Origin of the sequence: Shinella sp. (assembly GCF_049651085.1) — a bacterium.
Lineage (GTDB): Bacteria > Pseudomonadota > Alphaproteobacteria > Rhizobiales > Rhizobiaceae > Shinella.
Map to the genome: position 1 here is coordinate 368,261 of NZ_JBASBL010000027.1, position 19,799 is coordinate 388,059.

General features: G+C 62.6%; 22 protein-coding genes. 9 read left to right on the forward strand and 13 right to left on the reverse strand.

What is annotated here, in order from left to right:
- Positions 1-230: 230 nt before the first annotated feature.
- Together WA950_RS19050 and arsK are read left to right on the forward strand one after the other, a co-directional pair.
- Complete coding sequence (locus tag WA950_RS19050; protein ID WP_424553295.1) at positions 231-599, forward strand: ArsR/SmtB family transcription factor; 369 nt, start codon at positions 231-233, stop codon at positions 597-599.
- Complete coding sequence (gene arsK / locus WA950_RS19055; protein ID WP_424553296.1) at positions 568-1,809, forward strand: arsenite efflux MFS transporter ArsK; 1,242 nt, start codon at positions 568-570, stop codon at positions 1,807-1,809. The genes WA950_RS19050 and arsK overlap by 32 nt, the downstream gene beginning before the upstream one ends.
- Here arsK and arsH read toward each other — a convergent pair.
- The 11 genes from arsH to WA950_RS19110 all read right to left on the reverse strand — a co-directional run bounded on the left by arsH (position 1,801) and on the right by WA950_RS19110 (position 11,347).
- Positions 1,801-2,547, reverse strand: coding sequence for an arsenical resistance protein ArsH (gene arsH, locus WA950_RS19060; protein WP_424553297.1), 747 nt, complete (start codon positions 2,545-2,547; stop codon positions 1,801-1,803). The two genes, arsK and arsH, sit on opposite strands and share 9 nt — an antisense overlap.
- Positions 2,504-2,926: an arsenate reductase (glutaredoxin) gene (gene arsC / locus WA950_RS19065; RefSeq protein WP_424553298.1), complete on the reverse strand. Its 423-nt coding sequence runs from the start codon at positions 2,924-2,926 to the stop codon at positions 2,504-2,506. Before arsC ends, arsH begins: the two co-directional genes overlap by 44 nt.
- Positions 2,927-2,928: 2 nt before the next feature.
- The gene (gene arsB, locus WA950_RS19070) at positions 2,929-3,987 is read right to left on the reverse strand and encodes an ACR3 family arsenite efflux transporter (RefSeq protein WP_424553299.1); all 1,059 of its coding nucleotides are present in this window, start codon (positions 3,985-3,987) and stop codon (positions 2,929-2,931) included.
- Complete coding sequence (locus WA950_RS19075) at positions 3,987-4,376, reverse strand: ArsR/SmtB family transcription factor (protein ID WP_424553300.1); 390 nt, start codon at positions 4,374-4,376, stop codon at positions 3,987-3,989. Before WA950_RS19075 ends, arsB begins: the two co-directional genes overlap by 1 nt.
- A 128-nt stretch (positions 4,377-4,504) precedes the next feature.
- Positions 4,505-5,305 (reverse strand): glycerophosphodiester phosphodiesterase, encoded by an 801-nt coding sequence (locus WA950_RS19080; RefSeq protein ID WP_424553301.1) that lies wholly within the window; start codon positions 5,303-5,305, stop codon positions 4,505-4,507.
- A gap of 26 nt (positions 5,306-5,331) precedes the next feature.
- A complete protein-coding gene (locus tag WA950_RS19085; RefSeq protein WP_424553302.1) occupies positions 5,332-6,171 on the reverse strand; it encodes an ABC transporter permease in 840 nt (279 codons plus the stop codon).
- Positions 6,172-6,178: 7 nt separating this feature from the next.
- Positions 6,179-7,045: an ABC transporter permease gene (locus tag WA950_RS19090; protein ID WP_424553303.1), complete on the reverse strand. Its 867-nt coding sequence runs from the start codon at positions 7,043-7,045 to the stop codon at positions 6,179-6,181.
- Positions 7,042-8,100: an ABC transporter ATP-binding protein gene (locus WA950_RS19095; protein ID WP_424553304.1), complete on the reverse strand. Its 1,059-nt coding sequence runs from the start codon at positions 8,098-8,100 to the stop codon at positions 7,042-7,044. The genes WA950_RS19090 and WA950_RS19095 overlap by 4 nt, the downstream gene beginning before the upstream one ends.
- 64 nt (positions 8,101-8,164) lie before the next feature.
- Positions 8,165-9,409 (reverse strand): extracellular solute-binding protein, encoded by a 1,245-nt coding sequence (locus tag WA950_RS19100; RefSeq protein WP_424553305.1) that lies wholly within the window; start codon positions 9,407-9,409, stop codon positions 8,165-8,167.
- 64 nt (positions 9,410-9,473) lie between these two features.
- Entirely contained in the window at positions 9,474-10,286 is an 813-nt protein-coding gene (locus WA950_RS19105) for an inositol monophosphatase family protein (protein WP_424553306.1), read from the reverse strand.
- A complete protein-coding gene (locus tag WA950_RS19110; protein ID WP_424553307.1) occupies positions 10,283-11,347 on the reverse strand; it encodes a LacI family DNA-binding transcriptional regulator in 1,065 nt (354 codons plus the stop codon). The genes WA950_RS19105 and WA950_RS19110 overlap by 4 nt, the downstream gene beginning before the upstream one ends.
- Before the next feature lie 303 nt (positions 11,348-11,650).
- Between WA950_RS19110 and WA950_RS19115 the strand changes: the two genes are divergently transcribed.
- The 4 genes from WA950_RS19115 to WA950_RS19130 are packed head-to-tail and all read left to right on the forward strand — an operon-like array spanning position 11,651 to position 15,240.
- Positions 11,651-12,286: a CerR family C-terminal domain-containing protein gene (locus tag WA950_RS19115; protein ID WP_424553308.1), complete on the forward strand. Its 636-nt coding sequence runs from the start codon at positions 11,651-11,653 to the stop codon at positions 12,284-12,286.
- Positions 12,279-13,220 carry an HlyD family secretion protein gene (locus tag WA950_RS19120; protein ID WP_424553309.1) on the forward strand — a complete coding sequence of 314 codons (942 nt, stop codon included), beginning with the start codon at positions 12,279-12,281 and terminating at the stop codon, positions 13,218-13,220. Before WA950_RS19115 ends, WA950_RS19120 begins: the two co-directional genes overlap by 8 nt.
- The gene (locus WA950_RS19125) at positions 13,217-14,131 is read left to right on the forward strand and encodes an ATP-binding cassette domain-containing protein (protein WP_424553310.1); all 915 of its coding nucleotides are present in this window, start codon (positions 13,217-13,219) and stop codon (positions 14,129-14,131) included. The genes WA950_RS19120 and WA950_RS19125 overlap by 4 nt, the downstream gene beginning before the upstream one ends.
- On the forward strand, positions 14,128-15,240 hold the full coding sequence (locus WA950_RS19130; protein WP_424553311.1) for an ABC transporter permease: 1,113 nt from the start codon (positions 14,128-14,130) through the stop codon (positions 15,238-15,240). Before WA950_RS19125 ends, WA950_RS19130 begins: the two co-directional genes overlap by 4 nt.
- A 46-nt stretch (positions 15,241-15,286) precedes the next feature.
- Here the strand turns inward: WA950_RS19130 and WA950_RS19135 are convergent, their stop codons facing one another.
- Positions 15,287-15,535 carry a hypothetical protein gene (locus WA950_RS19135; protein ID WP_424553312.1) on the reverse strand — a complete coding sequence of 83 codons (249 nt, stop codon included), beginning with the start codon at positions 15,533-15,535 and terminating at the stop codon, positions 15,287-15,289.
- 140 nt (positions 15,536-15,675) lie between these two features.
- Complete coding sequence (locus tag WA950_RS19140) at positions 15,676-16,596, reverse strand: helix-turn-helix domain-containing protein (protein WP_424553600.1); 921 nt, start codon at positions 16,594-16,596, stop codon at positions 15,676-15,678.
- Positions 16,597-16,730: 134 nt separating this feature from the next.
- Between WA950_RS19140 and WA950_RS19145 the strand changes: the two genes are divergently transcribed.
- The 3 genes from WA950_RS19145 (at position 16,731) to WA950_RS19155 (ending at position 19,783) form a co-directional block, all read left to right on the forward strand.
- The gene (locus WA950_RS19145; RefSeq protein ID WP_424553313.1) at positions 16,731-17,960 is read left to right on the forward strand and encodes an ABC transporter substrate-binding protein; all 1,230 of its coding nucleotides are present in this window, start codon (positions 16,731-16,733) and stop codon (positions 17,958-17,960) included.
- A gap of 166 nt (positions 17,961-18,126) precedes the next feature.
- The gene (locus WA950_RS19150; RefSeq protein ID WP_424553314.1) at positions 18,127-18,933 is read left to right on the forward strand and encodes a carbohydrate ABC transporter permease; all 807 of its coding nucleotides are present in this window, start codon (positions 18,127-18,129) and stop codon (positions 18,931-18,933) included.
- A gap of 1 nt (position 18,934) precedes the next feature.
- Positions 18,935-19,783: a carbohydrate ABC transporter permease gene (locus WA950_RS19155; RefSeq protein WP_424553601.1), complete on the forward strand. Its 849-nt coding sequence runs from the start codon at positions 18,935-18,937 to the stop codon at positions 19,781-19,783.
- The last annotated feature ends 16 nt before the right edge of the window (positions 19,784-19,799 follow it).

A 19,799-nucleotide genomic window follows, 5' to 3' on the forward strand; every position in this document is an offset into this window, starting at 1 on the left:
GTTATTTATTAAATCTGGCAATTTTCAAGTTTATCGGGTTGGGCTGAACGCCGCCTGGATGGAGTGTGACTGGAAACCCTGTTTTTAGCAGGGCGCTCCGGTGGAGTTCATGCAGTCTGCGCCAACCAGCGCGGGGAAGTTGACCGGGCGTGAAATCGGACGAAGCCGCCTTGCCGGCTACGTTCATGTGCGCTATTCCTATAATTCAATAGTTCAGGAATTATTGAATTATGGACGAGCGTCAAGCCCTCACCTCATTCGCGGCCCTATCCCAGGAAACCCGCCTTGCCATCGTCCGCACCCTGGTCGTCGCAGGCCCGGAAGGGCTTGCCGCGGGCCTGATCGCTGAGCGCATGGGCGTCTCGCCCTCGAACGTATCCTTCCACCTGAAGGAGTTGGCGCGCTCGGGCCTCATCGCGCAGCGGCGCGAATCCCGGTCGATCGTCTATAGCGCCAGCTTTGATGCCTTGGCTGATCTCGTGAGGTTCCTGATGGAGGACTGCTGCGCGGGGCATCCTGCTATCCGCGAAGGCTTGGAGCGGTCGGATACCTGCTACGTGCGCGGAAATGCGAAGAACGAAGGTGGCACCCTTGCGTGATCGGAACGTACCCGTCGGCATCGTCTCCGCGCTCGGCGTGACGCAGATCATCGGCTATGGCAGCCTCTACTACAGTTTCAGTATCCTCGCGCCCGGAATGGCGGCGGATCTCGGGACGACCGTCGCGCAGGTCTTCGCGGTCTTCTCGGCGTCGCTCCTCGTTGGCGGCCTGTCGGCGCCGTATATTGGCCGGCAGATGGATCGTATCGGCGCGGCGACCGTGATGGCGATCGGCTCGGCGCTTTCCGCGCTGACCTTGATCCTCTGCGCCTGGTCGCCGTCGATAGCGGTCTTCGCCCTTGCCATCGTCCTCCTGGAAATATCGTCGGGAATGGTCCAGTATCAGGCTGCCTTCGCCGCGCTGGTGGAGGCCGATCCCCGCTCTGCATCGAGGAGCATCACCTACCTCACGCTGATCGCCGGCTTTGCCTCCACGATCTTCTGGCCGGTTGCCACGGCGCTGCTCGGCTATCTCTCCTGGCGCGAGATCTATCTCGTCTATGCCGGGCTCAATCTTGTCGTCTGCATGCCGCTGCACGTCTGGATCATGCGGAAGACAAAGGTTGGTGCTGCGGACGGACAAAGGCCGGTGCGCGAACCCGTCGTCGGGGCCATTCCTCGCGAACATCGTCGCCGCGCGGTGCTCGCCGTGTCGGCTGCCTTCGCGCTGCTCGGCTTCACCCTTGGAGCCATGCTCGCCCATATGGTGCCGATGCTCGGTGCGCTCGGGTTTGGAAGCGCGGCCGTCGCCATCGGCTCGCTGTTCGGCCCAGCTCAGGTTCTCAGCCGCCTGATCAATATGCTCTGCGGCACGCGCCTTGCACCACCGGGCCTTGCGGTTGTCTCCGCGACCTTCCTGGTCCTCAGTGTCGTCATTCTGGCTTTATCCGGCAACTGGCTCCCCGGCGCGGTCGCCTTCTCGATTTGCCTCGGCCTCGGATCGGGCATCAACAGCATCGCGCAGGGCAGCTTGCCCCTCTACCTGTTTGGCTCCGACGGGTATGGCGCGCTCACCGGCAAGATGGCTGCGGCAAGATTGGCTGCCGGCGCTGCCGCCCCATTCGCTTTCGCAGCGACGATGGAGCAATTCGGTATCGGCGCCTCGCTCGTCTTGAGCGCTGCCCTGGGCAGTATGGGCATCGCCGCGTTTGTCGCGGTCGCCATGGCGACGAAGCGAACCCTCGTCGCCACGCCGCGCCCGTCAAATTGACCGCAACGACACGCGCTTTTCAAGTTCGCCCGCCTGTTCCTTGCGCTCGCTGTAGCGGTCGGTGAGGTGGGCCGAGGCGTCGCGCGTCAGCAGGGTGAACTTAACCAGCTCCTCGCAGACGTCCACCACCCGGTCGTAATAGGGCGAAGGCTTCATCCGGCCGTCGCCATCGAACTCCTGATAGGCTTTAGCGACTGAGGATTGGTTCGGGATGGTGATCATGCGCATCCAGCGACCGAGGATTCGCATCTGGTTCACGGCATTGAAGGATTGGCTGCCGCCCGAGACTTCCATGACGGCGAGCGTCTTGCCCTGCGTCGGGCGGACCGATCCGACCGAGAGCGGAATCCAATCGATCTGCGACTTCATGATGCCGGTCATCGCGCCATGGCGTTCCGGACTCACCCAGACTTGCCCCTCCGACCATTGGGAAAGCTCGCGTAGCTCATGCACCTTCGGATGGCTCGCTGGCGCTTCGTCGGGAAGCGGCAGGCCTTTCGGATCGAAGATGCGGACCTCGCATCCGAGCCGTTCGAGGAGCCGCCGGACCTCGAAGGAGAGCAGGCGGCTATAGGAAGCTTCGCGAAGCGAGCCGTAGAGGATCAGGATGCGCGGCTTGTGCGTCGAGAATGCCGGGCGCAGGGCATCTGGATCGGTCGCGTGCAGGTGCTGGGCATGCAATGCGGGGAACGTGTCAGGCAATGCGTTTTCCTTCCTGGTCGAGGACCTGCTCGCCATCCTCCTTGAAGAACGGTCCCGTGAAGGTGTCGGGCAGGATGTCGAGCACGGCCTCGGAAGGGCGGGCGAGCCTGGTGCCGAGTGGCGTCACGACGAAAGGACGGTTGATGAGGATCGGCGTTTCGATCATTGCGTCGAGCAACTCGTCGTCGGTCAGGTCCGGGTTGTCGAGGCTGAGTTCGGTATAGGGAGTGCCTTTCTCGCGAATAGCCTCCCGAACCGACAGGCCGGCATCCGCGATCATCGTCGCAAGCTGCTCGCGCGTCGGTGGGTCCTGAAGATACTCGATGACAACCGGTTCGATGCCGGCCGCGCGGATCAGCGCCAGCGTATTGCGGGACGTTCCGCAAGCCGGATTGTGGTAAATCGTGACATCCATGGTCAGTGCCTTTCGGTAGCGGTGGTTCGGGAGACAGCGGGGGCGGCCTCATACCAATCCTTCGAGCGGTTCACGATCCACACGACCGAGAGCATCACCGGGACCTCGACAAGCACACCGACAACGGTGGCGAGCGCCGCGCCGGACTGGAAGCCGAACAGGCTGATGGCGGCCGCGACCGCGAGTTCGAAGAAATTGCTGGCGCCGATCAGCGCCGAGGGGCCGGCGACGCAATGCCGCTCGCCGGTCATCCGGTTCAAGACATAGGCGAGCCCGGAGTTCAGGTAGACCTGGATCAGGATCGGCACCGCGAGCAGGCCGATGACGGCGGGCTGGGCAATGATCTGCTCGCCCTGGAAAGCGAAGAGAAGAACCAGAGTCGCAAGAAGCGCGACCAGCGAGACCGGCTGCAGCTTCGCTAGCATGGCGTCCAGCGCCCGCGTCGTTCCATCAGCCGTGAGCCGGCGGCGGATGACCTGCGCGATGATGACGGGAGCGACGATGTAGAGGCCAACCGATAGAACAAGCGTGTCCCAGGGCACAGTGATCGCCGACAGGCCGAGCAACAAGCCGACGATCGGCGCGAAGGCGACGACCATGATCGCGTCGTTCAGCGCGACCTGCGAGAGCGCAAACAGCGGCTCGCCGCGTGTCAGGTTGCTCCAGACGAAGACCATGGCCGTGCAGGGGGCGGCTGCAAGGATGATCAGCCCGGCGATGTAGGATTCGATCTGGTCGGTGGGCAGGTAGGGCCGAAACAGCCAGCCGATGAAGAGCCAGCCGAGCAGCGCCATGGAGAACGGCTTGACGGCCCAGTTGATGAACAGGGTCACGCCGATGCCGCGCCAATAGGTGCCAACCTGGGCGAGCGAGCGGAAATCGATCTTCAGCAGCATCGGGATGATCATCAGCCAGATCAGGATCGCGACGGGGATGTTCACGTTGGCGATCTCGGCTGCACCGATGATCTGGAAGACACCGGGCATGAGATGACCGAGGGCCACGCCGACGATGATGCACAGGAAGACCCAGACGGTGAGATAGCGTTCGAAGGTGGACATCAGGCGGACCTTCCTGGCGGCGCTGTCGCCCCCTCCGTCGCACAGATCTGCTCCGGGCTGCAGCAGGGTGCAAGCTCGGCGATGAGCGGTGCACAAAGTTCGCTCGAGCCGCCACAGCAGTCTTTCAGGAGAAACAGGGTCAGGTCGCGCAGGCCGTTGATATCGGCGCGATAGATGATGGACCGGCTCTGCCGCTCGCTCGTGACCAGTCCGGCCCGCGACAATGTGGCGAGATGGGCCGACATCGTGTTCTGGGGCACATCGACAAGGCGGGCGAGTTCGCCGGCCGGAACGCCATTGGGCTCGTGTCGTACCAGAAGCCGGAAGGTCTCCAGCCGCGTCGTCTGGGCCAGGGCGCCGAGCGCCGATATTGCTGCAATATTATCCATATATCCAGAATAAAGGATACATTGATGCGTTGTCAATTGGCTCGCCCAATCAGGGGAAACCAGGCTTCGGGCCGCCCGGACTGGGCGGGGCCGAAGCCTGGCTGTTCGCTAGCGAATGCCCGATGACATCAGATGGCGTTGCTGCGGAAACGGTGAAGCCAGGTCACATCGTCGCCAGAAAGCGTGTCGATGAGACCGGCGCGAAGCCAGCCTGCAAGTTCGTCTGTCCAGGCGAGACCTGCGCGGGTCGCTTCTTCGATCGAGGCCGGATTGTAGGCATGGCAGCGTATCGCGATCCCGGCCTCGTGCAGACGCCTGGCATCTTGCGGATCAAACACCGATAGGTCGATGCAAAGCTCATCGAGGTCGGCAGCCAGCGCCACCGCCACCGGATCGGCAAAGCGCTCGTGAACGATGCCACCGGTGCGGACATTGGGAATTGCAGCCTTCACGGCCTTCAAATGCGCGTGGTCGAACGAGATCATCATGACACGGCCGCAGTCGCGCGGGTCTGCAAGCACCTGTTTCAATGCTTCGACATAGGCGGCGAGATTGACCTTCTCCTTGATCTCGGCCTCGATGACGAGATCGAGCTCATGGGCCGCAGCAATGACTTCGCGCAGGGTCGGAATGCGTTCACCCGTAAAGTCCGCGCCGAACCACGAACCGGCGTCCAGTCCGGCGATTTCGGCCGCCGTCATGTCCTTGACGGCGCCAGTGCCGTTGGTCGTGCGGTCGACGAGCAAATCGTGAATGACGACAATTTCATTGTCCTTGGTGAGAACCGTGTCGATCTCGATGCTGGTGCCACCGCAATCGCGTGTCGCCTTGAAGGCTGCGATGGTGTTTTCCGGCGCACCGTCGCTGTGGCCGCGATGGCCGCAGAGATGGATGAAGCCGTTTTCACTGGCAAGAAAGCTCTTTTGCATGGAATATTCCTTTTGTGTTGGGAGGGTTAAAGTTTGCCGAGGCCGGAAGCCATCACGTCCTCCTTCAGCATGCGTTCGGCGATGAAAAAGATGACCAGCATGGGAAGAAGCAGGATGAGGGTGACGACCGCAGCGGTGGGCAGCACCAGAACATCGCCGCCAAGATAGCTCCACAGCCGGACAGCGAGTGTCTGGACTTTCGGGGCGCCCACCATGAAGCTCTTCTCGAATTCTTCGAACGAAGCGATGAAATTGAGCAGTCCGGCGGCGAGGAAGCCGGGCCAGGCAAGCGGAAGCGCTATCCGCATCACGGCGGTCCGCTGGGTCGCCCCGAGCGTTCGCGCCGCCAGGATCAGTTCTTTCGGGATGCCTTCCAGGGTCGCGGTCAGAATGCGGATCATCAGCGGCAATGTGCCGATGGTCTGGACGAAGATCACGCCGAGAACCGTGCCCGAAAGACCGAAGGTGAAGAACAACTCGCCCAGGCTGACGGCGACGACAATGCCCGGCACGATAAGCGGTGCGAGAACAAACACTTCCACTGCCCGCTTGAACCGGAATGGAAATTGCGCCAGCGCCCAGGCTGTGGGAAAGGCGAGCAGGCTCGTCAGGAGGGTGACGACTGTTGATACGAACAGGCTCAGCATTGCCGAGGGAAGGATCTGGCGATCCGACAGGACCTCGCGCCAGGCCGAAATGGAAAGCGACCGCGGGAGGATGTCCGGGGGGAACCAGCCGACTTTCGGGTCGTAGAATGCCCAGATGGCAATGACGGTCAGCGGCAGGAAAAGGGTGGTCGCCAGATAGAGGTAGAGCCCGCCGCCAACCCAGAGCTGGGTGCGCTTGTTGTGTGTCGATATGCTCATGGGGTCCTCAGCTATCGCTTCTGGAAAGGGGCCGGGGTCGACCGGTCGAGCCGACGATCGCGTAGTAGACAAGGAGAATGCCGATCGCGACGGCGCTAAGCAGCGTGCCCATGGCATAGACCATCGGCCAGTTCCCGTACTGGAAGCCCTCGGTGTACATGCTCACGCTGATCGGCAGGGGATAGGCGGGCCCCAGCAGGCTGGGGATGACGAAGGACCCGAGCGAGCCGATAAAGCTCAGCAGCACTGCGGCGGTAATCCCGGGCTGCGCGAGCGGCACCTGAACGCGCCGGAAGATCGTTACACGGCCGGCGCCCAACGTTCGCGCCGCCGACAGTATGTCCTTGTTGATGGCGGCCATGGCCCCGGAGATGATCAAGGTCATGAAAGGAATTGCTTTCCACGACGAGGCGATGATGGCGCCAAGGCCCCAGTCGTCGCGCACGAGGCGCGGGATGGTCAGCCCGAGAGGCGTGGCGAGGCGAGAGGCCATTCCGCCCCGGTCAAGGATGACGAGAACCAGAAAGCCCGCGACAATGCCCGGAACGACCAGCGGCACCCGATAAAGTGCGCCGAAAAGCTTGCGGCTCTTCTCGTTGGCCAGCATCAGGGCCGCCAGAGGCAGGCTGACGAGCAGGCTGAGGACGGTTGGCGCGACCCCGAGCCAGATGGAAAACCACAGGCCATCGAGATAGACCGGATTGGCGAACAGTGTTGCCCAGGTGTCGAGCGTCGGAAACTGCTCGCCGGGCTTGTTGCTGGAGAAGCTTCCCGCCAGCACCCGCATCAGGGGCAAGCCAAAGAAAACGGCCAGATATCCCACGCCCGGCAGCAGGCAGAGCAGCAGGACCGTGCGGTCGACCTTGCCGCTCATGAAGCCGCTCCCGCAGATGGCTTGAAGGTTCTGAGAAGATGCAGGCTGGAGGGAGCGGTCAGCTTCACCTTCTGGCCGTTGCCCAACACGGCGGTGCGCCCGCCGGTCGCAATCGAGCGCAGGGTCTTGCCGCCGGCCGCGATCCAGTAGTGGGTGGCCGCGCCCATGAACATCGATTGTTCAACGACCCCGTCGTGTTCGCCGTCGGTAGGCTCGATTGCAAGATCCTCCGGGCGGATGGCGACGCCTTCGGCATCAGGCTCGCCGGGGTTTTCAACCGGTCTCACTGCCCCCCAGGGCAGCCGGCATTCACCTTGCCGGACTTCGGTCTCGACGACATTGGTCATGCCCAGAAACTCGGCGGTGAAGCGGAAGCTCGGGCGGCGATAGAGGTCGACCGGCGTACCACGCTCGACGATCTCGCCGTCCTTCATCACCACGATCTCGTCGGCAAGCGCCATCGCCTCCGTCTGGTCGTGCGTCACATAGATGGAGGTGATGCCAAGCTTCTGTTGCAGCGTGCGCAGGTCGTCGCGCAGGCTGTCGCGCAGTTTCGCGTCGAGGTTGGAGAGCGGCTCGTCAAACAGCAGCACATCCGGTTCGATGACGATGGCCCGTGCCAGCGCGACCCGCTGTTGCTGGCCGCCCGACAACTGCCGGGGCAGCCGCCTTGCATGCGCTCCCAACCCAACGAGATCGAGGGCGGCCGCGACGCGGCGCACAATGTCCGCCTTGGGGGTGCGGCGCATTTCGAGGCCAAACGCCACATTCTTTTCGATGCTCATATGCGGAAACAGCGCATAGGTCTGGAACACCATGCCGAAATTGCGCTTCTCCGGCGCGACCCCGTCGAGACGACGGCCACCGAGCCAGATCTCGCCGGATGTCGGATCCGAGATGCCGGCAATGGACCGCAAAAGAGTGGTCTTTCCGCAACCCGACGGCCCGAGCAACGTGATGAAGCGTCCTGCCGGAATTTCGAGATCAAGCCCCTTGAGCACCCGCGTCGTGCCGAAGTCCTTGATAAGATTGCGAATGGATATGGAGCAGTCCATGTCTGATCCCTTTTCTGATGGGCGGCGGTGCACGTCCGCACCGCCGCTGCTGGCCGCGGTCGATTTACTTGCGCAGCAGGTTTGCGACGAAGAAGGTGCTCAGCGCGTCGACCAGCGTGGCCGGCATGCTTGCCCGGGCGCGGGTGGCGAATTGATCGCTCGGAATCAGGCGAGCCACCTGTTCCGGCGTAAAGCTCGCCGCAGGGTCAAGGTCGGCTCTGGCCGAGCGCGAGCCATTGAGCTGCAGCTTCTTGAGGTGGACGTCCTTGCTCGCCAGGAAGTCGAGCAGCAGCAGGCCGCTTGCGGGGGCCTTGCCGTTGACCGGCAGGAACATGCCGTCGCCTCCGCCGACCTGCCCCTCTTCGAGCAGTTGCTGGCGCACGGTAGGAGGCAGAAGGCCACGACCGGAAAAGTCATAGGTCATGTCCTCCCAGGCCGTGCCGACAACGCCGCCGCCGTTGGCAATGAGGTTGAGCGTATCGGAATTGCCGTTGGTGATTTCGACGAACGGCAGTAGCTCCCTGTAATATTCCCAGGCCGGGGCCATGCAGTCGCTTGCGGCAAACGCAGCGGCCTCGTTCTTGGTGAGTTTGTAGTTGGTGAACGCGGCGCGGCATTCCTGGTCTTCGACCTTGGCAAGGGCGATCGCCTGCATGAAGCCACTGCCCGAGCCGCCGCCGGCGGGCGACGTGACGATGAACTTGCGCGGGTTCGCTTTGGCCCAGGCAAGCAGGGTGTCCAGATCGGCCGGCACCGTCTCTGGGTCGATGGTGCGGGTGTCGTAGATGATGCTGGTCTGGTTGCGGTGGAACGGTAGATAGGTGCCGCCATGCTCTATACCGCCGGTGATCGTCGCGATCGTCCGGTCAAGCGCCTGACCGTTCGGCAGGAGCGTATGGAGGGGCACATTCGCGATGGTGCGGGAGTCGCGCAGCAGCCCCAGCTTGGCTGAGCTTACGAAATAGGCATCGGCCGGTGATTTGGCGCCAGCGTTGCGTGCCGCCACCAGCTGTTGGGCCGAGGCGTCGCCTTCCCCGCGGACATATTCGACCTTGAGCCCGTATTTGGCCTCGAATTCGGGGAGGAGATGTTCGTTGAACAACGGTCCGAAAGAGTCGCTGAAGTCGTAGAAAGTAAGCGTTCCTTCCTCTTTGGCCAACGGGACGATCACATCGTAGAAATTGTCCGCCGTCAGCGCGAACAGGTCGAAGCCCGGATCGGTATTGAATTTTTCGGAACCGACGGGTTCTGCCGCGAATGCGGCGGTGCCGAGAAAGATAGCGACGGATGCCGCAAGGAAGGCTTTCATTGGATCGTCTCCATGTTGGTGGTGAGGGGTACGATTGGTTGCGAACTTCTGGACCGGGCCCGGATCAGTTCCGTTGGTTGAGCCGCGCACCGGAAAACGGCGCCGGCAGCAGGTCGAACAACCGGGCTGAAATGGTCGGGGCAGCGGCGTAGGCCGGCGCGCCGTGAAGGAGCCCGCCGGCCGATACGTAGTCGATCACGACAGCTCCGGCGCAGGACGCGATGTAGAGCCCGCCGACGGCGTCCCAGGCGTTCATGTGCGGCTCGGCATAGGCATCGAGGCGGCCGGCCGCGACATGCGCCAGCGATAGAGCGCCTGCACCGAGCCGCCGGTTTTCTGCCCCTGCCTCGAACAACCGTCCGACGATGATGCCACCGAGTTCACTTTCGTGGCGCGGCGAGAAGCCCAGGCCAACGACTGCGTCCGCAAAAGCGGGTGTCGACGCGCAGCGCATCGGCTCGTCGTTGAGAAATGCGTTCCCTTCGGCGTCTGCCCGGAACAGTTCGTCCAGCACGGGATCGAAAATCCAGGCCGCAATCGGGTTGCCGTCCTGCAAAAGCGCGATGGAGACGCAGAAATAGCTGAGTTTTCGGGTGAAATTCACCGTGCCGTCGATCGGGTCGATTAGCCAGGTGAAGCCGTCCGTAGCGAATGCGCCGCCGAACTCTTCACCCACGACGCCGTCTTGCGGAAAGGCGTCGAGCACGGCCGACCGGATCATGGTTTCGACGGCAAAGTCCGCTTCGCTGACAACATCGCCAGGGCCTTTGCCTTCGACGACGAGATGAGGGTTTCGAAAGGCTGCGAGCGCGAGACTGCCGGCTTCGCGTGCGAGACGGCTGCCCAGCGCAGCGCGCGCCGAGATGGATTTGTTCATTTCGATATTCCGGTTGTTGAGCGCATAACGAGCCGCGGCGGACAGTAGAAAACCCCGTCCGGGCTGGTGTCAGACAAAGCAGCCTGCCCGGACGGCCGGGCGGTCCTGCCCTGCTGATGGGTTTCGACATGGTCGAGGACACGGCCGACCATGTCGTCAAGCGGCTGCTCGAAGGTCGTCAGCTGGTAGGGTGTCCATGAGGAGGCGGGGAGATTGTCAAATCCGACCACGGCGACATCGTCGGGTATGAGCAGGCCCGTGGAGCGCAGCCCGTCCATGAAGCCGAGCGCCATGGCGTCGTTGGTCGAGAACACCCCGTCTGGTCGCTGGCCTGGGGGCATGTCCAGGAAGCGCGCCGCACAGGTCTTGCCGGCCTCGATCGACATGACCGGATTGTCCAATACCAGAGGCGCGATGCCGCGCTCGCGCATGGCATCGAGAAAGCCTCTGGTTCGCAGAGAACTCGCCCAGCCGTCCTGTGGTCCGCCCAGAACAAGGAATCGTCGGCGACCGTCGGCGGCAAGCAGCGAAGCTGCCAGTGCACCGCCCTGCGGATTGTCGGTGGCGACGGAGAAGGCGCCGGGATGATTGGCCGGGCGATTGAGGGCGGCCAGAAACTGGCCACGGGACAGTATCGCCTCGGCCCGATCGCGACCGATCGTGCCGGCGGTGACGATAACACCGCGTGTGCGCCAACTGATGGTTTCGCCAAGCAGCCGATCCACCTGATCGTCGCTCTCGGCATAGAACAGGAGCGGCTTGAGATGCCTTTCCTCGAAACCCTTCAGCAGATGCGACAATACCTGTGCGCGCCAATCGTAGTGCAGCCGCGTGGTGATGACAGCGACAAGGGGAGCGTCTCCGGTCACCATGCCCGCCGCCAGGGCGTTGGGCTGCCAGCCGATTTCAGCGGCAACCGCTAGGATGTGTTCGCGTGTATCGGCGGCTATGCGACCCTTGCCGGAGAAGGCGCGGCTGACCAGCGCCTGCGAGACATTGGCGGCTTTGGCCACATCGCGCGAGGTCACTGTATTGATGGAGTTTTCCTTTTTACGAGCCATCACCGATGCACGCGAGCGTCGGTGGCGGTAGTACGTATTACCAGGAGGGCGATGATGCAGGGGCCAGTCACGTCGGTGTCCGTAGCGTTGAGAATGGCTTCTTCTAGGAGGCCTTCATGACGCTCGCATTTCACCAGGATGACAGTTCAATGATACCTGGCGATGGAGCTGGCCTTCCGACGCGTGATCGGGACGACGCTTCCCGGCACTTAGGCATGTGGTCGACCTTCGAGCCGGCTCGACAGGCGAACTCGCATGGTGTATCAATCAATCAATCAATCGATTGATTGAAATGGTGGTGCCGTGCAGGAAAGTGAACACCCGACCCGGGCCAGCCTCATTCAAGCGGCGCTGCGGCAGTTCGGCCGTGATGGTTTTGCCGCGGCCTCGACCCGTTCCATCGCCGCGGAGGCGGGAACGAACATTTCCTCCATCGCCTATCATTTCGGCGGCAAGGATGGGCTGCGGCTGGCCTGTGCGGATTTCGTCGCCGCACGTGTGGGGCGGGTGGCTCGGGTGCTGCCCGGCGATCCGGCGCTTCTGACCCCCGATGGCGCGCGACATATCCTGCGCCGCCTCGTCCGGCGTATCGTGCTGTTCCTAACCGCTCCGGCGGCCGAGCCCGTCGTGGCCTTCCTGCTGCGGGAGATGGCGCAGCCGAACAGCCCAGTTCCGGAAAGGCTGTACCACGCACTCATTGAAAGCCGGCATCGCGCCCTTTGTCATATCTGGTCGACGGCCACGGGACGGCCGGCAGAATCCGACGACGTGAAGCTCGCGGTCTTCTCCATTGTCGGCCAGGCTGCCTATTTCCGGCTGGCGGCTCCCGTCGTCCAGCGCCGGATGGGCTGGAACGGGTACCCGTCCGCGGCGATACGGGCGATTGCGCGCCGGCTGCTGTTCAACCTCGATGCCATCATGGATGCGGAAAATGGCTGACTTTCTCTGCACGATCCCTTTCGTCGCCAGCCTGTTTGCGGCCTGCGCCGCACCGCCTCCGCTCGCCACCGGCTATGTCGAGGGCGAGTATGTCGCGGTCACGCCGCTCGCCACCGCACGCATCGTCGATATTGCCGTCCACTCCGGGGACCGCGTTGCCAAGGGTGCAGTGCTGGCCAGCGTCGATGACGCAGACGCCAGGATTGCGCTTACTGCCGCCGAGGCCGCGCTGGGCAGGGCCGAGAGCGATCTGGCCAACCTGGAGGAGGGCAGCCGCGCGGCGGAACTCGCCGTCGTGGAGGCGACTGCCGTTTCCGCTCGTGCCAATGCGGGGCGCACCGAGAGAGAGGCCGCGCGGCAGAAAAGGCTCTTGCGCGAGCGCGCCAGCTCGCAAGCACAATACGATGCCGCCGAGGCGGCGGCCGCCATGGCTGCCGCTGCGGTTGCGGAGGCGGAGGCCCGACTGGCCGTCGCCCGCCTGCCGGCTCGCGCTCATCAGATCGAGGCGGCCCGTGCCGCCGTCCGCGAGGCCGCTGCCAACCGGGATACCGCGCGCTGGATGCTGGAGCAGCGCCGGCTTCTGGCTCCTTCGGGTGGAACCGTCACGGATATCGTGCGCCATGCCGGCGAGATCGCGGGACCCGCCATGCCTGTCCTTACCTTCCTGCCGGACGGGGCGATCAAGCTGCGACTCTACGTGGCGGAGGGCGATCTGTCGTCCATCGACGCGGACACGAAGCTTGCCGTCAGTTGCGACGGTTGCCCGCCGCTTTCCGCCGTTGTCACCTATGTCGCCGACGAGGCGGAGTTCACGCCGCCGGTGATCTATTCGCGCGACGCTCGGCAGAAACTCGTCTACCGGGTCGAGGCGCGGCCGGAGGCGGGAGCCCGGCTGAAGCCGGGCCAGATCGTCGAGGTGCGACGGGAGCCATGACGGAACTAGCGCCCCCTGTCGTCGCCGTACGCGGCCTGACAAAATCCTTCGGCGGCCGCAAGGTCGTGGACGATGTGGCGCTGACCATGGCGCAGGGCGAGATTGCCGGCTTCCTCGGGCCAAACGGGTCCGGCAAGACAACCTGTATCCGTATGATCTGCGGCCTCCTGACGCCGGACGCTGGGGAGGGCGAGGTGCTGGGCCTCGACGTGCGCCGCGACCAGCGCGCGATCCGCCGCCAGGTCGGCTACATGACGCAGCGCTTTTCCTTCTACGAGGACCTGACGATCGAGGAAAACCTTGTCTTCGTTGCCGGGCTCTACGGGCTGCCGCGCAACGCCGTCGCCGATACGCTTGCCGATCTCGGGCTGACGTCACGCAAGCGCCAGCTCGCTGCGACCCTTTCCGGTGGCTGGAAGCAGCGCCTGGCGCTCGCCGCCTGCATCATGCACAAGCCGCGCCTGCTGCTGCTCGATGAACCGACCGCCGGGGTCGATCCCAAGGCGCGGCGGCAATTCTGGGACGAAATCCACATCCGCGCGGCCGAGGGCATGACCGTGCTGGTCTCGACGCACTACATGGACGAGGCCGAGCGCTGCCACCGCATCAACTACATCGCCTATGGCCGGCTGGTCGCTTCCGGTACGACCCGCGAGGTGATCGCGAATGCCGGGCTCGTCACGCTGGTCGTCGAAACGGACCGGCCAGGGGCGCTGGCGGCGCGGCTGCGCAAGGCGCCGGGCGTCGAGCAGGTGGAACCCTTCGGCGCGGCACTGCATGTTACGGGAACTGATCGCGATGCCCTGACAGCGGCGCTGGCAGCCGAGAATGTCGTGGCCAGGCCGGCGGAGACGAGCCTTGAGGACGTGTTCATCCGCATGATGGACCAGTCGAAGGACAATATGCGATGACGTTTTCGCTCCATCGGCTGGTCGCGATCTTGCGCAAGGAATTCATCCAGATGCGGCGCGACCGGGTCACCTTCGCGATGATGCTCGTCGTGCCGCTGATGCAGCTTCTGCTGTTCGGCTTCGCCATCAACAATGATCCGCGCCACCTGCCGACGGCACTCGTTGCGCCCGTGCAGGAGAGATTCACCCAGGCCATGTCCGCCGCGCTGGAGGTGACGGACTATTTCGACATCACCCATCCCAATGTAACCGCGCAGGAGGCCGATCGGCTGCTCGCCCGCGGCGACGTCTCCTTCGTCATCCTCATCCCGCCCGATTTCGGCCGGAGAATTCTGCGCAACGACCGGCCGCAGTTGCTGGTCGAGGCCGATGCGGCGGATCCCGCCGCCGCGTCCGGCGCGGTCGGCGCGCTCGGCCGGGTGGCGAACGCCTTCCTCGCAAAGGAAATGGGCGAGGCCACGCCGCGGCAACTCGAGATCGTCGCACACAGCCGCTATAATCCCGAAGGCATCATGCAGTACAACATCGTGCCCGGCCTTCTGGGCGTTATCCTGCAGATGACGCTGGTGATGATGGCGGCCATGGCACTGACACGTGAGATCGAGCGCGGCACCATGGAAAATCTGCTCGCCATGCCCGCCACGCCCGTTGAAATCATGGTGGGCAAGATCACGCCCTTTATGGGTATCGGCGCGGTCCAGGGGCTGGTCGTGCTCGGTGCGGCAAAGCTTATCTTCGGCGTTCCCTTCGTCGGCTCGCCGCTGCTGCTTTTTGCCTGCGTGCTGCTGTTCGTGCTGGCGCTCGTGCTGCTCGGTTACCTCATCTCGACGGTCGCGCGCACGCAGATGCAGGCCATGCAGCTTTCCATTTTCATCTTCCTGCCTTCGGTGCTTCTCTCCGGCTTCATGTTTCCCTTCCGCGGCATGCCCGTCTGGGCGCAGTGGATCGGGGAAGTCCTGCCGATCACGCATCTCCTGCGTATGGTGCGGGCCGTCATGTTGAAGGGAGCCGCGCCGGCCGACATCGCCGCCGATTTCCTGGCCCTGCTGGTGATGGTGGGCGTTTTGAGCGTTCTGGCGCTGATGCGTTTTCGCCGCACCCTCGACTGACAGGATAACGCGGCAGATACGGGCGCGACGCCAGCTGACGAAGCAATCAATTGACGAGGGTGGGCTGCGGCAGTGTACGTTCCGCCACCGGGCAGCCGTCCTGGATCCTGGTCCAGGACGAGACGTTGAGCTTCATCTCGCAGCGCGCGAGATAGGAGCCGCCATCGACCTTCAGGCAGGATGTCTCGCCGAGCTCGAACATGACGCCGCGATTTCGGCATTTGCAATTGTGGGCATCCGCCGAGATGGGAATCAGGGCCATCGCCAGGCCAAGTATGAGCACTCCAAGACGCATGGTGATGCTCCAACGATATGCCGCCAGACTACACCTGTCCGGCGGCATCGTCAAAACGGCGGTGGTGGCCACGATGACGAGATGCGGGACGCTCCCCTTTCGGGGGCGTTCTTTCCAAGCTGTACCCTTTGACGCGGAGTCTAAGCCCAGTCCGAATGCCGCTGTGAGGGATTTCGGCTGCTGCGTTTGCGCTTGAAGTCGGACGGCGAGATGCCGGCCAGTTTTCGGAAAGACTTGCTGAATGCGCTTAGCGATCCGAAGCCGCTATCCATTGCCACGCGCAAGACGTTCGAATTGTCTTCGCTAAGGAGCGCCTGGGCGTAGCTGAGGCGAAGCAGGTTCACGTAGCCGTTCAGGGTCATTCCCGTCGTGCGCCGGAAGAGGTTCATGGCATATTTAGGATGCAGGCCAGCAACGGCTGCTATATCGGCAGAGCTGATCTCCTCGCGAAAATTCTGGGCAATGTAGTCGCACATCGGCGATACGGATCGGCATGACTGATAGTCGAACGGATTGGCTTCCCTTTTGTCGCTCAATTCCATTGGAACTATGCTGAAAGGGTCGAATTTCACGCGTTCCAGGCGGAGCAGCAACTCGTCCACCGCGTGTTCCGATTTAAACTGGTTTGTAGAAGATACATATTCGAACCAGCGTGGAAAATTCTCGAAATCCGCCATGCCGGTTGCGCGCGTTACCAGCGTGGCCCCGCCCATCAGCCGTGCAGACACATCGGTCGGCAGCTGAAGCCGAAAGAAATAGACGAGGGGTAGATGTGCGCCGGCATACAGCGAATCCTCGCTGCTCCAGTCCATCTGGTGTGGCAGCCCACCCCAGAACAGGGCGAGTTCCCCCTCTGACAAGAGCACCTCGTGGTTGGCCATCTTGTAGCGGACCGACCCGCGCATGACGAAATTGACCTCAACCTGCGCATGCCAGTGCGGAGACGTCATTACGAGCGGATGGCGATAGAACATCTGAAGCCTGGTGGGCGTGGCCTCTATCGTGCTTGCGCCGGGTCGCCAGGAAATTTGTTCGAGATTCTTACTTTCGGACAACTCGATCTTCCCATCCCATGAGACTTTGCTTTCGATGGGCATAGGTTATCAGCGTAAGAACGGCGCGCAACGGGAGATGCGCATCGGACTTTGAGAATAGACCCCTTGAAAGTGACACGTCGCAGGAGGACGACTTCGAGATGAGGCTCTCATACACAGCAACATTAGGCACCGCTGCGATCATGCTTGCAACAAGCGCGTCGGCAGGGGAGATCGTATTCAATTCCGACATGTCCTGGCCCCAATCCAAGAAGGCGTTGGAGCACATTGTCGACGGTTTCCAGAAGGCCAATCCCGGTGTGACGGTGAAGGTCAACTACTTTGACAACGAGGGGTACAAGTCCGCGATCCGCAACTTCCTCACCGCGGACCCGCCGGATCTCGTCAACTGGTTTGCGGGCAATCGGATGGCCCCCTTTGTCAAGGCTGGCCTGTTCGAGCCGGTCGATGATGTCTGGGCCGCCAACGGGCTCGACGAATCGTTGAAATCCGCAGCCTCCTCGATGACCATCGACGGCAAGAAGTGGGGCATTCCCTTCACCTACTATCAGTGGGGCATCTACTATCGGAAGGATATCTTTGCCCAGCACGATCTGACGCCGCCGCAGACATGGGACGAGCTGAAGGCCGTAGGTGAGAAGCTGAATGCCGCCGGCATCAAGCCCTTCGCGATCGGTACGAAGGCGCTGTGGCCGACGGCTGGCTGGTTCGACTACCTGAACCTGCGGATCAACGGCTACGAGTTCCACATGGACCTGACCGACGGTCGTGTTGCCTACACCGATCCGAAGGTGAGGGCGGTGTTCGAGAAGTGGGGGGAATTGGTGAAGTCCGGATACTTCGTCGACAACCATGCCGCACTTGATTGGCAGGATGCCATTCCCCTGGTCGTCCAGGGCAAGGCGGGCATGTATCTCATGGGCAATTTCGCCGTCGCCAATCTGAAGGAAGGCGGCCTGAAAGAAGAGCAGCTCGGCTTCGCCGCGTTTCCCGAGATAACGCCCGGTGTCCCGCGTTCGGAAGATGCGCCGACAAACACGATCCACATCCCCTCGGGCGCCAAGAACAAGGAAGACGCCAGGAAGTTCCTGGCCTATCTGGCGCAGCCGGAGGTTCAGGCCGAAGCCAATGTCATCCTCGGTCAGCTTCCGGTGAACAGCAAGGCAGCGCGTCCTGACGACGTATACCTGAATGCCGGGTTCGAACTCCTGTCCACCGCCCATGGGTTGGCGCAGTTCTACGACCGCGATGCACCGGCGGACATGGCCAAGGCAGGCATGGAAGGTTTCCAGGAATTCATGGTCAAGCCCGACCGGCTCGATGCGATCCTGGAGCGTCTCGAAAAGGTGCGCGGGCGCGCCTATGAATAGCAACGCATCCCCGGGAGCGGCAAGGAAGCCGCTCCCGTCTTCACATAGGGCGGTTCGCGGCGCCAGATCGGCTACATCGCCGGCTTCGGCCTGGTGGAAGAGAAATCAGCGCAAGCTGGCCCCGTGGGTCTTTCTGGCCCCCGGCTGCCTCCTGTTCGTCGTCTATGTGATCGCGCCGATCTTCCAGTCCATCTGGATTTCCTTCCATGAGTGGGACGGTATCGGAACCAAGACGTGGATCGGCCTCGGCAATTATGTCGAGCTGTTCGACGACGACGTCTTCTATACGGCGATCGGGAACAATTTTCTTTGGCTGGCGCTGTACTTCCTCGCGTTGCCGGCTGGCCTGTTCCTCGCGCTGTTTCTCAATCAGACGATCCTCGGAATCCGTCTCTACAAATCGTTCTTCTTCTTTCCGTTCGTTATCAGCCAGGTCGTGGTAGGGCTGATGTTCTCGTGGTTTTACGCCCCTGATTTCGGTTTGCTCTACCGTCTCATCCTTACGGTGACGGGGGCGGAGGTGGCGATCCTGGCCGACGAACGCTATGTCACCTACGGCATCATTGCTGCCGGGCTGTGGCCTCAGATTGCGTATTGCATGATCCTCTACCTCGCAGCGCTCAACAACGTGTCGAAGGAACAGATCGAGGCGGGCCGCCTTGATGGCGCCAGGGGCTGGCGCATGCTCTGGCACATCGTGTTGCCGCAACTGGGACCGGCGACCTTCATCGCGGTCGTCGTCACCATCATCGGTGCATTGCGTTCCTTCGACCTGGTTTCCATCATGACCAAGGGCGGTCCCTACGGCGCGAGCACGGTTCTGTCATACTTCATGTACGAGCAGGCGCTGTCCGAATACGGCTTCCGCATGGGCTACGGCGCGGCGATTGCCGTCATCCTGTTCCTCATCATGATGGCGTTCATTTCGGGCTTCGTCTGGCGGATGATGCGCGACGGAAAGGCGGGTGGCTGATATGTTCCCGACACCGATCCAGCACCGCTCCACCTTCGCCCAATGGCGCTACGTCATCGCGGTTCCCATCGTTCTCGTCATCTGGCTGCTGCCGCTGATCGGCGTCGCCGTCACGTCTCTCAAGCCGGCCAGCGACCTGGCTGCCGGAAACTATTTCGGCTGGCCGTCGGATCTCGCCTTCGGGAACTATGCGACGGTCTTCCAGAACTCGCCGATCGGCCAGTACATTCTGAACTCCTTCAAGGTCACGATCCCCACCGTGATCGGCGCGCTGGCGCTATCCTTGCTGGCCGGTTTCTCGCTCGCGGTATACGAATTCAGATCGCGTCTCTTGATCTTCTTCCTGTTCGTTGCCGGCAATTTCGTGCCGTTCCAGATCCTGATGGTGCCGGTCCGCGACCTGACGCTGAAGCTCGGAATGTATGACACGGTCGGCGGTTTGATCGCTTTTCATGTCGCCTTCCAGACCGGCTTCTGCACGCTCTTCATGCGCAACTTCATCAAGGCGCTGCCTTTCGAGCTGATCGAATCGGCGCGTGTCGAGGGGGTCTCGGAGTTCCGCATCTTCTGGCACATCGTGCTGCCGCTGATGCGTCCCGCCATCGCGGCACTCGCCGTGCTCGTCTTCACCTTCGTCTGGAACGATTACTTCTGGGGGCTCGTGCTGGCACAGGGCAGCCACGCATTGCCGGTGACGGTCGGTCTCTATTCGCTCAACGGCCAGTGGGTGGCCGTCTGGAATCTGATCTCGGCAGCCTCGCTGATCGCAGCACTGCCGCCGGTCATTATGTTCTTCTTCATGCAGCGCCATTTCATCGCCGGCCTCACCTTCGGCGCGACGAAAGGCTGAAACGGGATCTCTGGAA

Bases quoted from the DNA above. Each gene is read 5' to 3' on its own strand.
- WA950_RS19050 (WP_424553295.1), top strand. From the start codon at position 231: ATGGACGAGCGTCAAGCCCTCACCTCATTCGCGGCCCTATCCCAGGAA.
- arsK (WP_424553296.1), top strand. From the start codon at position 568: ATGCGAAGAACGAAGGTGGCACCCTTGCGTGATCGGAACGTACCCGTC.
- arsH (WP_424553297.1), bottom strand. From the start codon at position 2,547: ATGGCGAGCAGGTCCTCGACCAGGAAGGAAAACGCATTGCCTGACACG.
- arsC (WP_424553298.1), bottom strand. From the start codon at position 2,926: ATGGATGTCACGATTTACCACAATCCGGCTTGCGGAACGTCCCGCAAT.
- arsB (WP_424553299.1), bottom strand. From the start codon at position 3,987: ATGTCCACCTTCGAACGCTATCTCACCGTCTGGGTCTTCCTGTGCATC.
- WA950_RS19075 (WP_424553300.1), bottom strand. From the start codon at position 4,376: ATGGATAATATTGCAGCAATATCGGCGCTCGGCGCCCTGGCCCAGACG.
- WA950_RS19080 (WP_424553301.1), bottom strand. From the start codon at position 5,305: ATGCAAAAGAGCTTTCTTGCCAGTGAAAACGGCTTCATCCATCTCTGC.
- WA950_RS19085 (WP_424553302.1), bottom strand. From the start codon at position 6,171: ATGAGCATATCGACACACAACAAGCGCACCCAGCTCTGGGTTGGCGGC.
- WA950_RS19090 (WP_424553303.1), bottom strand. From the start codon at position 7,045: ATGAGCGGCAAGGTCGACCGCACGGTCCTGCTGCTCTGCCTGCTGCCG.
- WA950_RS19095 (WP_424553304.1), bottom strand. From the start codon at position 8,100: ATGGACTGCTCCATATCCATTCGCAATCTTATCAAGGACTTCGGCACG.
- WA950_RS19100 (WP_424553305.1), bottom strand. From the start codon at position 9,409: ATGAAAGCCTTCCTTGCGGCATCCGTCGCTATCTTTCTCGGCACCGCC.
- WA950_RS19105 (WP_424553306.1), bottom strand. From the start codon at position 10,286: ATGAACAAATCCATCTCGGCGCGCGCTGCGCTGGGCAGCCGTCTCGCA.
- WA950_RS19110 (WP_424553307.1), bottom strand. From the start codon at position 11,347: ATGGCTCGTAAAAAGGAAAACTCCATCAATACAGTGACCTCGCGCGAT.
- WA950_RS19120 (WP_424553309.1), top strand. From the start codon at position 12,279: ATGGCTGACTTTCTCTGCACGATCCCTTTCGTCGCCAGCCTGTTTGCG.
- WA950_RS19125 (WP_424553310.1), top strand. From the start codon at position 13,217: ATGACGGAACTAGCGCCCCCTGTCGTCGCCGTACGCGGCCTGACAAAA.
- WA950_RS19130 (WP_424553311.1), top strand. From the start codon at position 14,128: ATGACGTTTTCGCTCCATCGGCTGGTCGCGATCTTGCGCAAGGAATTC.
- WA950_RS19135 (WP_424553312.1), bottom strand. From the start codon at position 15,535: ATGCGTCTTGGAGTGCTCATACTTGGCCTGGCGATGGCCCTGATTCCC.
- WA950_RS19145 (WP_424553313.1), top strand. From the start codon at position 16,731: ATGAGGCTCTCATACACAGCAACATTAGGCACCGCTGCGATCATGCTT.
- WA950_RS19155 (WP_424553601.1), top strand. From the start codon at position 18,935: ATGTTCCCGACACCGATCCAGCACCGCTCCACCTTCGCCCAATGGCGC.